The organism is Pseudomonas maumuensis (genome assembly GCF_019139675.1).
Classification (GTDB): domain Bacteria; phylum Pseudomonadota; class Gammaproteobacteria; order Pseudomonadales; family Pseudomonadaceae; genus Aquipseudomonas; species Aquipseudomonas maumuensis.
Genome location: NZ_CP077077.1, coordinates 1,371,952 through 1,385,615, shown reverse-complemented (window position 1 = coordinate 1,385,615; position 13,664 = coordinate 1,371,952). Strand labels below are relative to the sequence as shown.

10 protein-coding genes and 3 tRNA genes are annotated in these 13,664 nt (G+C 64.4%); 8 read left to right on the top strand and 5 right to left on the bottom strand.

Features of this window, described 5'->3' with window-relative positions; all coding sequences use genetic code 11:
* Positions 1 to 144: 144 nt before the first annotated feature.
* Complete coding sequence (locus tag KSS90_RS06400) at positions 145 to 1,860, top strand: proline--tRNA ligase (RefSeq protein ID WP_217868653.1); 1,716 nt, start codon at positions 145 to 147, stop codon at positions 1,858 to 1,860.
* Between the two features lie 21 nt (positions 1,861 to 1,881).
* Positions 1,882 to 2,835 carry a hypothetical protein gene (locus tag KSS90_RS06395; protein ID WP_217868652.1) on the top strand — a complete coding sequence of 318 codons (954 nt, stop codon included), beginning with the start codon at positions 1,882 to 1,884 and terminating at the stop codon, positions 2,833 to 2,835.
* Between the two features lie 34 nt (positions 2,836 to 2,869).
* Here the strand turns inward: KSS90_RS06395 and dinB are convergent, their stop codons facing one another.
* Positions 2,870 to 3,928, bottom strand: coding sequence for a DNA polymerase IV (gene dinB / locus KSS90_RS06390; RefSeq protein ID WP_217869746.1), 1,059 nt, complete (start codon positions 3,926 to 3,928; stop codon positions 2,870 to 2,872).
* A gap of 210 nt (positions 3,929 to 4,138) precedes the next feature.
* Here dinB and KSS90_RS06385 point away from each other — a divergent pair.
* The 5 genes from KSS90_RS06385 to KSS90_RS06365 all read left to right on the top strand — a co-directional run bounded on the left by KSS90_RS06385 (position 4,139) and on the right by KSS90_RS06365 (position 8,812).
* Positions 4,139 to 4,215: transfer RNA gene (locus KSS90_RS06385), tRNA-Met, on the top strand.
* A gap of 136 nt (positions 4,216 to 4,351) precedes the next feature.
* Positions 4,352 to 4,428: transfer RNA gene (locus KSS90_RS06380), tRNA-Met, on the top strand.
* A gap of 124 nt (positions 4,429 to 4,552) precedes the next feature.
* Positions 4,553 to 4,629, top strand: a tRNA-Met gene (locus KSS90_RS06375).
* Positions 4,630 to 4,877: 248 nt separating this feature from the next.
* Positions 4,878 to 7,520 carry a bifunctional lysylphosphatidylglycerol flippase/synthetase MprF gene (gene mprF, locus KSS90_RS06370; protein WP_217868650.1) on the top strand — a complete coding sequence of 881 codons (2,643 nt, stop codon included), beginning with the start codon at positions 4,878 to 4,880 and terminating at the stop codon, positions 7,518 to 7,520.
* Positions 7,520 to 8,812 carry a virulence factor family protein gene (locus KSS90_RS06365; protein WP_217868649.1) on the top strand — a complete coding sequence of 431 codons (1,293 nt, stop codon included), beginning with the start codon at positions 7,520 to 7,522 and terminating at the stop codon, positions 8,810 to 8,812. Before mprF ends, KSS90_RS06365 begins: the two co-directional genes overlap by 1 nt.
* Positions 8,813 to 8,943: 131 nt before the next feature.
* Here KSS90_RS06365 and ccoM read toward each other — a convergent pair whose 3' ends face one another.
* The 4 genes from ccoM to KSS90_RS06350 form a co-directional block, all read right to left on the bottom strand.
* Positions 8,944 to 9,060 carry a cytochrome c oxidase subunit CcoM gene (gene ccoM / locus KSS90_RS25705; protein ID WP_023629476.1) on the bottom strand — a complete coding sequence of 39 codons (117 nt, stop codon included), beginning with the start codon at positions 9,058 to 9,060 and terminating at the stop codon, positions 8,944 to 8,946.
* 135 nt (positions 9,061 to 9,195) lie between these two features.
* Positions 9,196 to 9,357 (bottom strand): hypothetical protein, encoded by a 162-nt coding sequence (locus tag KSS90_RS06360; protein ID WP_217868648.1) that lies wholly within the window; start codon positions 9,355 to 9,357, stop codon positions 9,196 to 9,198.
* A 59-nt stretch (positions 9,358 to 9,416) separates the two neighbouring features.
* The gene (locus KSS90_RS06355; RefSeq protein ID WP_217868647.1) at positions 9,417 to 9,743 is read right to left on the bottom strand and encodes an aspartate-semialdehyde dehydrogenase; all 327 of its coding nucleotides are present in this window, start codon (positions 9,741 to 9,743) and stop codon (positions 9,417 to 9,419) included.
* 112 nt (positions 9,744 to 9,855) lie between these two features.
* Positions 9,856 to 10,548 carry a M949_RS01915 family surface polysaccharide biosynthesis protein gene (locus KSS90_RS06350; RefSeq protein WP_217868646.1) on the bottom strand — a complete coding sequence of 231 codons (693 nt, stop codon included), beginning with the start codon at positions 10,546 to 10,548 and terminating at the stop codon, positions 9,856 to 9,858.
* 124 nt (positions 10,549 to 10,672) lie between these two features.
* Here KSS90_RS06350 and rapA point away from each other — a divergent pair, with 124 nt between their 5' ends.
* Positions 10,673 to 13,519, top strand: a complete 2,847-nt coding sequence (gene rapA / locus KSS90_RS06345) for an RNA polymerase-associated protein RapA (protein ID WP_217868645.1) — start codon at positions 10,673 to 10,675, stop codon at positions 13,517 to 13,519.
* Positions 13,520 to 13,664 lie beyond the last annotated feature (145 nt).

Sequence of the window (13,664 nt, the reverse complement as noted above, 5' to 3'; positions counted from 1 at the left end):
TCGCTCTGCATATGAAGAAGCCCGGCAATCGCCGGGCTTTTTCCTGGCTGACAGAAAAGCCTGACTGCTGCATTCTGTACGCTTTCGTTCCGCCCCCGTACAATGCGGGGTCATTTCACATTCAGGCAATCGACACGGCCCACCATGCGCACCAGTCAATATTTGCTCGCCACCCAGAAAGAAACCCCGGCCGATGCAGTGGTCATCAGCCACCAGCTCATGCTGCGCGCCGGCATGATCCGCAAACTGGCCTCCGGCCTGTACACCTGGCTGCCGATGGGCCTGCGGGTAATGCGCAAGGTCGAAGCCGTGGTGCGCGAGGAAATGACCGCCGCCGGTGCCCTTGAGGTGCTGATGCCGAGCATCCAGCCGGCTGAACTGTGGCAGGAATCCGGCCGCTGGGAGCAGTACGGCCCCGAGCTGCTGCGCCTGAAAGACCGCCACCAGCGCGAATTCTGCGTCGGCCCGACCCACGAAGAGGTCATCACCGACCTGGCGCGCAACGAGCTGTCCAGCTACAAGCAACTGCCGCTGAACATGTTCCAGATCCAGACCAAGTTCCGCGACGAGATCCGTCCGCGCTTCGGCCTTATGCGCGGCCGCGAATTCATCATGAAGGACGCCTACTCCTTCCATGCCGACCAGGCTTCCCTGCAGGAAACCTACGACCGCATGCACCTGGCGTACTCCAACATCTTCACCCGCCTGGGCCTGGACTTCCGTCCGGTGCAGGCCGATACCGGTTCGATCGGCGGCAGCTACTCCCACGAATTCCACGTGCTCGCCTCTTCCGGCGAGGACGACGTGATCTTCAGCGACAGCTCCGATTACGCCGCCAACATCGAGAAGGCCGAGGCCATTCCGCGCGAAACCGTGCGCCCGGCGCCGACCGAAGAGCTGCGCCTGGTCGATACCCCGGACGCCAAGACCATCGCACAACTGGTGGAAAACTTCGGCTTGGCGATCGAGAAGACCGTCAAGACCCTGATCGTGCATGGTGCCGAGGAAGGCAAGCTGGTCGCGCTGATCGTCCGTGGCGACCACGAGCTCAACGAAATCAAGGCCACCAAGCTGGAGCAGGTCGCCGACCCGCTGGTGATGGCCAGCGACGCCGAGCTGCGCGCCGCCATCGGTGCCGGCGCCGGTTCCCTGGGCCCGCTGAACCTGCCGCTGGAGTGCATCATCGACCGCTCGGTCGCCCTGATGAGCGACTTCGGCATCGGCGCCAACATCGACGACAAGCACTACTTCGGCGTCAACTGGGAACGCGACCTGCCGGTTCCACAGGTCGCCGACCTGCGCAACGTGGTCGAGGGCGACCCGAGCCCGGACGGCCAGGGTACGCTGGTGATCAAGCGCGGCATCGAAGTCGGCCACATCTTCCAGCTCGGCACCAAATACAGCGAAGCACTCAAGTGCCAGGTGCTGGGTGAGAACGGCAAACCCGTCGTGCTGTCGATGGGCTGCTACGGCATCGGCGTGTCCCGCGTGGTCGCCGCCGCCATCGAGCAGAACCACGACGACAAGGGCATCATCTGGAACGACGCCCTGGCCCCGTTCCAGATCGCCCTGGTGCCGCTGCGCTACGAAACCGATGTGGTCCGTGAGGCTACCGACAAGCTCTACGCCGAACTGACCGCCGCAGGTTTCGAAGTCCTGCTGGACGACCGCGACAAGAAAACCAGCCCCGGCATCAAGTTCGCCGACATGGAGCTGATCGGCATCCCACACCGCATCGTCGTCAGCGACCGCGGCCTGGCCGATGGCAACCTGGAGTACAAGCACCGCACCGAGTCGGAGGCCCAGGCACTGCCGCTCAATGAAGTGCTGACCTTCCTGCAGGCCCGCATCCGCCGCTGATAACCCGTTACGCGAGTGACCATGTCCAAGCGAAGTACCTACACCCTGGGGGGTGCCGCACTGTGCGGCGCCCTGCTCCTCGGCGGCTGCGCCAACCAGATGTCCCAGCGCAGCGACCATGAGGAGCGCGTCGAGCGCAAACTGCTCGAGCACAGTCTGCAGATCGATGTCGGCGAGCCGAAGGTGATGGAGCTTCCGCAGCGGCGCGTGCGCATTCATGAGCTCAAGCGTTTCGAAGTCACCGAGTTCGAAGTGACCCGCCGCTACGACCGCTACACCCCCTACCAACCCTGGCGGGAGATCTACGAGATCCCGCTGGGCGCGGTGGCCGTGGTGGCGGGCATCGGCGCCAACGTGGCCAACGTGTTCACCTTGGGCAACCTGCCGGACAGCGTCACTCACGACTGGCTGAGCTATGGCGTGGCGGGCGTCAACCCGTTCATGAACGTACCGTCCAACGGCCGTGCCCAGCAGAACCTGGCGGGCATCGACGAGGTCGAGAAGGGCAAGCGCGAAGAGTCCATCAGCCTGCCGTGGAACGAGCGCCTGGTCGAGGTCAAGGCCGGCAAGATGACCCACGAGCTGACCACTGACAAACATGGCGTACTGCGCCTGAACCTGCTCGACAGCCCGTTCTCCGAGCAGAACCTCAACCATATTGGCACCTTGCACCTGCAGGTGGTGGATGAGGAAAACCAGGTACGAGGCGATGCCAGCCTGCTGGTCAGCGGTAACCTGCGCGGCAAGCTGCTCGAGGCCCATGAGCTGATCTTCGATGACCTCGAGGACGACGATGTCGGCCAGTGGGTACATCGGGTCAAGCGCCTGTCGGAACTGGGCCTTGAAGAAGAAGCCAGCGAACTCGAACAGAGCCTGATCGAACTGACGCGCAACGACCCGGAGCTGCAGCAGGAGTTTCTGCAGGCACTGACCAAGGCCACCGGGCGGCTGGTTGCCGATCCGGGCATGCAGTAAAACGAAAGGGGCCGCTTATGCGGCCCCTTCTTCTTTATAAGTCCCGAAACAACTCCAACTGTTCAAGCGCCCCACGCAGGTCCCGCAGCCTCACCCCTACCCCCAGCAACCGTACCGGCTTGCCACCTCGGGCAAACGCCTGGCTGAGCAACTGCCTGTAGCTCTCCAGGTCTCGCCCCGCCCCCGCCTGCTCCAGCGTGGTCTGGCTGAAGTCATGGAACTTGACCTTGACGAAAGGCTTGTCGGGCCGATAGCTGCTATCCATGCGCGCAATCCGCTCATTCAGGCTGGCGAGCAGGTCAGGCAGCTTTTCCAGGCAACTGCTCAGGTCAGGCAAGTCCTGGTCGTAGGTGTTCTCGACGCTGACCGACTGCCGCCGACTGTCATTGTGCACCGCACGCTCGTCGATCCCTCGCGCCAGCCCCCACAAGCGCTCGCCGAAGCTGCCAAATTCGCGCACCAGCGCCAGCCTCGACCAGTCGCGCAATGACAGGCAAGTATCGATCCCCAATCGCGAAAGCTTATCCGCCGTCACCTTGCCCACGCCATGCAAGCGGGCAACCGGCAAAGCCGCGACGAACTCCTCCACTTGGTCCGGGGTGATGACGAACAACCCATTGGGCTTGCGCCAATCGCTGGCGATCTTGGCCAGGAACTTGTTCGGTGCCACGCCTGCGGACACCGTGATATGCAGTTGCTGGGCGACCCGACGGCGAATGTCCTCGGCAATGCGCGTCGCGCTGCCGGCAAACCATTGGCTGTCACTGACATCCAGGTAAGCCTCGTCCAGCGACAGCGGTTCGATCAGCTCGGTGTAGTCGCGAAAGATCGCATGAATCTCGCGGGACGCCTCACGGTAAGCCTCGAAACGCGGCTTGACGATTTCCAGGTCGGGGCACAGCTTCATGGCATGCCCCGATGCCATCGCCGAACGCACGCCATAGGCGCGCGCCTCGTAGTTACAGGTGGCGATCACGCCACGCTGACCTGGCTGTCCACCCACGGCCATGGGGCGACCGACCAGGCGCGGGTCATCGCGCATCTCGATGGCGGCGTAGAAGCAGTCACAATCAATGTGGATGATCTTGCGCAAGGACATGGACGACAGCCACTACTGTAAATTCATACAGATATTAGCGCATGGCCAACGGACGAGACAGCCTGGACTGGACAATCGGCCTGCAAGCCCCGTCGGCACTGAGCTGCGGCGCGATCTGGCACGCTAAGGGTTTGAACGAAAAAGGATTTTCTTGAGGAAATGCTTGACAGGCAAAGGAAAATCCGTAGAATTCGATCTCACAGGCGCGGGATGGAGCAGCCTGGTAGCTCGTCGGGCTCATAACCCGAAGGTCGTCGGTTCAAATCCGGCTCCCGCAACCAGATTCAAGAAAAGGCCACTGTTCATACAGTGGCCTTTTTTATTGCGTCTATATTTACCCCGAAGGAAAAACCTACGAAAAATCAAGCAGTAACGCTTGACAGCGGTTGGGAAATCCGTAGAATTCGACCCAACAGGCGCGGGATGGAGCAGCCTGGTAGCTCGTCGGGCTCATAACCCGAAGGTCGTCGGTTCAAATCCGGCTCCCGCAACCAGATTCAAGAAAAGGCCACTGTTCACGCAGTGGCCTTTTTTATTGACCTCTGTTTTTCCAATCGCAGCCAATGCCATATCAAGCCTTGACAAGCCATGGCAAATACGTAGAATGCGCCCCTCTGACGCGGGATGGAGCAGCCTGGTAGCTCGTCGGGCTCATAACCCGAAGGTCGTCGGTTCAAATCCGGCTCCCGCAACCATATTCGTCAGAACAAGCCCCGCCTGTCGCAAGACAGTGCGGGGCTTGTTGCATTCAGCCCCTACCCTTTCGATTCCTCCTCGCCAAGCCCTGGTTCCAGCCCTTGCAGACGGCTGAATGAACTATCTTTAACTATCCTGAAACAGATTAAGCCGCCGGCGCGGAGTAATATTCGGATACGTTTTTCCAAAGGGACTTTCACTTGGCCGCACCTTGCCTTCACCTCGCGCGTTGCGCACGAGGCACTCCATGACCGCCCCCACTCCCGAGCCCCAGGCACCGTTGACCACGGCCTTGCCGGCGGCGGCGCAGCGCCTGCCCTGGCTGGAACGCCTGAGCAAATACCGTCAGCCGCTGGGATTGGCGCTGACATTGCTGCTGTTCGCCATGGGCCTGATTGCCTGCCGCCATCTGTTGAGCGAACTGGATATCTACGCCCTGCATGATGCGATGCTCAGCGTACCGACCCAGTCGCTGCTCGGCGCGCTGCTGGCCACGTTGGTCGGCTTCGTGATCCTGCTCGGTTACGAATGGTCGGCCAGCCGCTATGCCGCCGTGCAACTGCCTCGCCGCACCCTGGTGCTCGGGGGCTTCAGCGCCTTCGCCATTGGCAACGCGATAGGCCTGTCGATGCTGTCGGGTGGCTCGGTGCGTTATCGCCTCTATGCCCGTCAAGGTTTGGGCGCCGCAGAGGTCGCGCGCATGACGGTGTTCGCCAGCCTTTCGCTGGGCTGCGCGCTGCCGCCGCTGGCGGCACTGGCCACCTTGAGCGACCTGCCGGCAGCGGCAACGGCGCTGCGCTTGCCTGCGCCGCTGCTGGGCGGTATCGCCATCGCCGTGCTGGTCGCGGCGGTAGCCCTGGTCATGGGCCTGTACCGCCGTCGCCTGCCTGAACAGCCGCTGGCCGACAACCTGCTGGTGCAGTTCGGCCGCCGCACCCTGCGCCTGCCAGGCGCGCGCCTGACTGCGTTGCAACTGCTGATCACCGCCCTGGATGTCGCCGCCGCCGCCACTGTGCTTTATTTGCTGCTACCCGAAGCCCCGCCCTTTGGCGCGTTCGTGCTGGTCTACCTGCTCGCCCTCGCCGCCGGGGTGCTCAGCCATGTGCCGGGTGGCGTCGGGGTGTTCGAGGCGATCCTGCTGGCCGCCTTCGCCAACCAGCTGGGCGCGGCGCCACTGGCGGCCGCCCTGCTGCTGTACCGGCTGATCTACGTGGTGCTGCCGTTGCTGGTGGCCTGCGTACTGCTGCTGGCCAACGAAGCCCGCCGGCTGATGGTCGCCCAGCAGGCGATCCGCGCAGCCTCGGGCCTGGCAGCGCCGGTACTGGCGATCTTGGTATTCCTCTCCGGCGTGGTGTTGTTGTTCTCCGGCGCTACCCCGGAGATCGACAGCCGTCTGGAGCACATGGGCTTCCTGATCCCGCACCGCCTGATCGATGCCTCACACTTCGGCGCCAGCCTGATCGGCGTTCTCTGCCTGCTGCTCGCCCAGGGTCTGCGTCGGCGCCTGTCGGCCGCCTGGCTGTTGACCACCGTGTTGCTGCTGGTGGGCGCGGTGCTGTCGCTGCTCAAGGGCTTCGACTGGGAAGAAGCCAGCCTGATGTGCTTCACCGCTGCCCTGCTCGCCCTGTTCCGCCGCTCGTTCTACCGCCCCAGCCGCCTGCTGGAGCTGCCGTTCTCGCCGGTCTATCTGGTGGCCAGCGCCTGCGTGGTCGGCGCCTCGGTGTGGCTGCTGCTGTTCGCCTACCAGGACGTGCCCTACACCCATAAACTGTGGTGGCAGTTCACCCTCGATGCCGATGCGCCGCGGGCCTTGCGGGCCGCGCTGGGCAGCGCCGTGCTGCTGGTGATCGTCGCCCTGACCTGGCTGCTACGCACCGCCCGGCCAGTGATCCACCTGCCCAGCGAAGAAGAACTGCAGCGCGCCAACCGCATCCTGCTCGCCTCCGACCAGCCTGATGGCGGCCTGGCCCTGACCGGCGACAAAGCGTTGCTGTTCCACCCTCGCGACAACGCCTTCCTGATGTATGCCCGCCGCGGCCGCAGCCTGGTGGCCCTGTACGACCCGATCGGCCCAGCGCAGGAACGCGCCGAAATGATCTGGCAGTTCCGCGACCTGTGCGACCTGCACCATGCGCGCCCGGTGTTCTACCAGGTGCGTGCGGAGAACCTGCCGTTCTACATGGACATCGGCCTGACCGCGATCAAGCTCGGCGAGGAAGCGCGGGTCGACCTGCGCCGCTTCAATATCGATGCCAAGGGCAAGGAAATGAAGGACCTGCGCTACACCTGGAACCGCGGCGGCCGCGACGGCCTGGCCCTGGAGATCCATGAGCCTGGTCACGCTCCGCTGGAGGCACTCAAGGAGATCTCCGACGCTTGGCTCAGCGGCAAGAACGTGCGCGAAAAAGGCTTCTCCCTCGGCCGCTTCAGCCCCGAATACCTGCAGCATTTCCGTATCGCGCTGATCCGCTTCCAGGGCCGTCCGGTGGCCTTCGCCAACCTGCTGGAGACCCACAGCAACGAGCTGGCCAGCCTCGACCTGATGCGCGCGCATCCAGAAGCGCCGAAGCTGACCATGGAGTTCATGATGGTCGGTCTGATCCTGCACTACAAAAGCCACGACTATGGCCGCTTCAGCCTGGGAATGGTCCCGCTTTCCGGCTTGCAGCCGCGGCGTGGCGCCCCTTTGACCCAGCGCCTGGGATCAATGGTGTTCCAGCGCGGCGAGCAGCTCTACAACTTCCAGGGCCTGCGGCGCTTCAAGGACAAGTTCCAGCCGGACTGGGAACCCCGCTACATGGCCGTGCCGGCCGGGCTCGACCCGCTGGTGGCACTGGCTGACACCGCCGCCCTGATCGCTGGTGGCCTGACTGGATTGGTGAAACGTTGATGATCCGACGCTATTGGCTGTACGTACTGATTCCCCTGTTGCTCGCCGTGCTGGCCGGTGGCGCGGCCTTCTGGCTGTGGACCCGCCCGGCCCCCGAGGCACGTCTGGAGCACCTCACGCTCGACGACGGCAGCGCCCTGACCCGCGCCACTCCCGGCGTGCATGCCAAGGCCCGGGTGGCCATCGGCGTGCCCCAGGACCAAGCCCTGACCGACAAGCAACTGCTCGACCTGAGCCAGGCCGGCGAGGCCCAGCTGGTGCAGGTGGTCCTGCCGCCGGCCGATTGCGCCAAACAGCAGGCCGCGATGGACCAGGCCCTGACTCGACTGGCCGACAAACCGACCCTGGTTGCCGGTATCGGCCCAGGCGCCGCCCAGGCCTGGCGCTGGCTGGCCGCGCAAGGCGATGACAAGGCGCGAGCCATCTCGGTGGATTTCACCGTCGAGCAGCCCGGCTGCCAGGCCGCCCTGCCCAAGTCCGCCGCCCATGGCCACTGGAATGTGGCCTGGAACGACAACCCGGATGACGCCAGCGCCGCCTTCGTGCGCGACCAGGCCAACGCCGAGACCAGCATCGCCGACTACGACATCCACCTGCCCCAGGTACTCAAGGCGCAGTTGACCCAGGCCCTGGTCGGTCATGATGGCAACGCCCTGGCCATCCCGGTGGTGGAAGTCCCGGCCGGGCAGACCACCGACACCGTCACCCTGTTCCTTTCCGGCGACGGTGGCTGGCGCGATCTGGACCGCGATGTGGCCGGCGAGATGGCCAAGCTTGGCTACCCGGTGGTCGGCATCGATACCCTGCGCTACTACTGGCAGCACAAGACCCCGGAACAGAGCGCCACCGACCTGTCCGAACTGATGCAGCACTATCGTCAGAAATGGGGCACCAAGCGCTTCGTGCTGACCGGCTATTCGTTCGGTGCCGATGTACTGCCAGCTATCTATAACCGCCTTTCCGCGGACGACCAGAAGCGCATCGATGCGGTGATCCTGCTCGCATTTGCCCGCAGCGGCAGTTTTGAGATCGAGGTCGAGGGCTGGCTGGGCAAGGAAGGGCAAGAGGCCCCGACCGGGCCGGAAATGGCCAGGCTGCCGGCATCCAAAGTGGTGTGCATCTATGGCGTCGAAGAGACCGACGAGAGTGGCTGCACGGATAAGACCGCAGTGGGTGAACGCATGAAGCTACCCGGCGGACATCACTTCGACGAGAACTACCCGGCGTTGGCCAAACGCCTGATCGGCGAAATCGAAACCCGCCAGGGAAAGGCCAACGTCGCTGAGAAATGATGTGGCAGCGGGCTCGCACAGAGCCCCAGCGAAGACTCACGGTCCCTGTTAGGACTGGCGTTTCGAGCGGGCAAAAAAATGGGCGACCGAAGTCGCCCTAAATGCCTTGCGTGCTCGTGTATCGGGAAGGATCAGCGCTGGTTGCGCTTTTTCGAGTCCTTCCAGATGAAAATGCCCAGACCGGCGAAGAAGGCCAACATCAACCCGACTGTTACCACCCCGGCGATAACCACGTTGTCGAAGAACATGTCGGCTCCTCCCTTGATGTGCCGTCATCCGATGGGTGCAAGGTAACCAATGCGAGGAGGGGGAAAATTGACCGGAGTCAATGGCGCCCGGAGCCGGGCGCGGGAGGCGGGTGCAGGGTTGACCTGCATCAAGTTTCAGCGCTTCTTAGGTTTGCCCTTGGGCTTTTTCTTCTTGGCCTGCCCCAGCGGCATGGCCTGCTCGAAGGCCTGGCGCATGTCGTCCAGACGCTTATCGTTGAGGTCGTGGATGCGTTTGGCGCGTTCGGCACCGAAGTCAATCAGTTTGTCTTGGCTCATGGCGGGCTCGACGGACAGCAGAGGCCTCAATGATGAAGGCTTGCGGGGGCGCTGACTAGTCAGACTTCGATATCCACCAGCAACCCCTGGCGCGTGCGCTCGCCCAGCGGCGCCACCGGCACGGTGTTGTCGGCATTGAGCTCATCGCCCGGTACGGCATCATAACGCTCGCCTTCGGCCTGCTTGCGCCGTTGTTGTTGGCGGCGCTGCTCATCGCGCAGTAGCAGGGCCTGCTCCTCGGGGTCGCGATGATTCTTCAGGTCGATGGTGCCATCGCTGGAGGTCGCTTGCGTGGGCACCACCGGCGCAATGGTCGGCGGTGGCTTGACCGGATCGTGTTGCGAGGTCACGGGGGCGGCACTGAGTGGGATGATCGGCGGCAGCATGGGAGGTCTCCTGTAGCCTTGTTGTCGGCTGGTGGTGCGCCGCCTTGAATGCCTGCGGTCGAGGGTGTGCGGCGTGTCACAACGCCGCATTGCGCTGGAGTATAGCGCGGGCCTACTCGGCGTCTTCGTCCGGATCGTCTGGGGAAGGGCTCGACTCGCTCCATGGCCGCTTGTAGACCTGCTGCCAGACCGCATCCATATGTTCGCGCACACCTGGCGGGGCATTCTTCAACGAGGCGCTGTCTTCGCGCTCGCCGCCGAACGGGTCTTCACCGGGCGGGCTGATTAGCGACTGGCCGGTGATGGTGTAGGTCGCCTGGCCTTCACGCATCTCGATGGCGATGTCGTGGGGGTCGATACCGCCACCGCAGAAGGCATGGCTGGCCACCGTCACTTCGGCGACACCGTCCTTGTTCAGGTCGCCGACATCACTGACATCGGTATAGAAGTCGACGTCGAGGTCGAGGCCGGCGCAGGTGGTCTCCTGCTCGATCTGCCAGCGCGGCTTGAAGACATCGGCACTGGCGGCGCGGCCATACAGGGTGGCCTTGAGCACCACCTTGTCGACTTCCTCCTCGGTATCGGGGTCGGTGGCCTGGCCATCGACCCGGCTCAGCACCAGCAGGCCCTCGCCCTCGCGGTCATGGAAATGCACGCTCTTGATCGGCGTCTGCACGCCGAGCACTTCCAGTTGCTCGACCGGGATCGGCGGCAGGATCTCGAAGCTTTTCTGTTCGCAGGCGGCCAGCAGCGCCAGGCTGCCCAGGCCCAAGGTGACATTCAACCAGCGGTGCTTGGCAAACATGTTGGCGCATGGCCCTCGTGACGGGTGTTCGTCGATGAACACGCTAGACTCACTGAGATTCTTTGGTCTGGCGCAGCCGATCCGGTAACATGGCCAGCTTTTTCATCGCGGGAGTTTTGGCAGTATGGCGCAGCAGTATCAACCGGGGCAACGCTGGATCAGCGACAGCGAGGCCGAGCTCGGTCTTGGGACCATCCTGGCGCAGGATGGCCGCCTGTTGACCGTGCTCTACCCGGCCACGGGCGACACCCGCCAGTACTCGCTACGCAATGCGCCGCTGACCCGCGTGCGTTTCTCGCCAGGCGACCTGATCACCCATTTCGAAGGCTGGAAGCTGACCGTGCAGGAGGTCGAGGACATCGACGGCCTGATGGTCTACCACGGCATCGACCCGCAGAACCAACCGCGCACACTGCCCGAGACGCAGCTGTCCAACTTCATCCAGTTCCGCCTGGCCAGCGACCGCCTGTTCGCCGGGCAGATCGACCCGCTGTCGTGGTTCTCGCTGCGCTACAACACCCTGCAGCACACCAGCAAGCAGATGCTCTCCACGCTATGGGGCCTGGGTGGCGTGCGTGCCCAGCCCATCGCCCACCAGCTGCACATCGCCCGTGAAGTGGCCGACCGCATCGCTCCCCGCGTACTGCTGGCCGACGAAGTGGGCCTGGGCAAGACCATCGAGGCCGGCCTGGTCATCCACCGCCAGCTGCTGTCCGGTCGCGCCAGCCGCGTGCTGATCCTGGTGCCGGAAAACCTCCAGCACCAGTGGCTAGTGGAAATGCGCCGGCGCTTCAACCTGCAGGTTGCGCTGTTCGACGCCGAGCGCTTCATCGAAAGCGACGCCAGCAACCCGTTCGAGGATGCCCAGCTGGCGCTGGTCGCGCTGGAGTGGCTGGTCGAGGACGAAAAGGCCCAGGACGCGCTGTTCGCCGCCGGCTGGGACCTGATGGTGGTCGACGAGGCCCATCACCTGGTCTGGCACGAAGAACAAGCCAGCCCCGAGTACGCGCTGGTCGAGCAACTGGCCCAAGTGATCCCGGGCGTGCTGCTGCTTACCGCCACGCCTGAACAGCTTGGCCAGGACAGCCACTTCGCCCGCCTGCGCCTGCTCGACCCCAACCGCTTCCACGACCTGGCCGCCTTCCGCGCCGAAAGCGAGCACTATCGCCCTGTGGCCGAAGCGGTACAGGAGCTGCTCGACGAAGGCCGTCTGTCGCCGAAAGCCCACGCCACCATCCAGGGCTTCCTCGGCGCCGAAGGCGAAGCACTGCTGGCCGCGGTCAGCGATGGCGACAGCCAGGCCAGCGCGCGCCTGATCCGCGAACTGCTCGACCGCCACGGTACCGGCCGCGTGCTGTTCCGCAACACCCGTGCGGCGATCCAGGGCTTCCCCGAGCGCCAACTGCACCCCTACCCGCTGGCCAACCCCGAAGCCTACGCCGACCTGCCTTCGGGCGAGCGCGCCGAGCTGTACCCGGAAGTGGCCTTCCAGGCCCAGGGCGAAGCCGGCGACGACGAGCGCTGGTGGCGTTTCGACCCTCGGGTCGACTGGTTGATCGACACCCTGAAGATGCTCAAGCGCACCAAGGTCCTGGTGATCTGCGCCCACGCCGAGACCGCCATGGACCTGGAAGACGCCCTGCGCGTGCGCTCCGGCATCCCGGCCTCGGTGTTCCATGAAGGCATGAGCATCCTCGAGCGTGACCGCGCCGCCGCCTACTTCGCCGACGAAGAGTTCGGCGCCCAGGTGCTGGTGTGTTCCGAGATCGGCAGCGAAGGCCGCAACTTCCAGTTCGCCCATCACCTGGTGATGTTCGACCTGCCGGCCCACCCGGACCTGCTCGAGCAACGCATCGGCCGCCTCGACCGGATCGGCCAGAAGCACACGATCCAACTGCACATCCCGTACCTGCAGGACAGCCCGCAGGAGCGCCTGTTCCAGTGGTACCACGAAGGCCTCAACGCCTTCCTCAACACCTGCCCGACCGGCAACGCCCTGCAACATCAGTTCGGCCCGCGCCTGCTGCAACAGCTGGCCGGTGGCGACGACAAAGGCTGGACCCAGCTGGTCGGCGAGGCCCGTGCCGAACGCGAGCGCCTGGAGGCCGAGCTGCACACCGGTCGCGACCGCCTGCTGGAGCTCAACTCCGGTGGTGCTGGCGAAGGCCAGGCGCTGGTCGAGGCGATCCTCGAGCAAGACGACCAGTTCGCCCTGCCGATCTACATGGAAACCCTGTTCGACGCCTTCGGTATCGACAGCGAGGACCACTCGGAAAACGCCCTGATCCTCAAGCCGAGCGAGAAGATGCTCGACGCCAGCTTCCCGCTGGGTGACGACGAAGGCGTGACCATCACCTACGACCGTGGCCAGGCGCTGTCGCGCGAGGACATGCAGTTCCTCACCTGGGAGCACCCGATGGTCCAGGGCGGCATGGACCTGGTGCTGTCCGGCTCGATGGGCAACACCGCCGTGGCGCTGATCAAGAACAAGGCGCTCAAGCCCGGCACCGTGCTGCTCGAACTGCTCTATGTCAGCGAAGTGGTGGCACCGCGCAGCCTGCAGCTGGGGCGCTACCTGCCGCCGGCCGCGCTGCGCTGCCTGCTCGATACCAACGGCAACGACCTGGGCCCGCGGGTGGCCTTCGAAACTCTCAACGACCAGCTCGAAAGCGTGCCCAAGGCCAGCGCCAACAAGTTCATCCAGGCCCAGCGCGACGTGCTGGCCAAGCGCATCGCCGCGGGCGAGGCCAAGGTCCTGCCAACCCACGACGAGCGCGTGGCCCAGGCCCGGCAGCGCCTGACCGCCGAAGCCGACGAGGAGCTGGCGCGCCTGACTGCGTTGAAGGCCGTCAACCCGAGCGTGCGCGACAGCGAGATCGACGCCCTGCGCAAGCAGCGCGAAGAGGGCCTGGCGGCGCTGGAGAAAGCGGCACTGCGCCTCGAGGCAATCCGGGTGCTCGTCGCCGGTTGATCGCCATGGCGGTCATCGCGGGGCAAGCCCGCTCCCAAAATTCCGGCTCGGAATTGCAGGGAGCGGGCCTGCCCCGCGCTCGTTACAGCCTGCAAACCATCCATTTAGACCATCTGGCTATTGCCTCCATATCCAAATGGTAGAA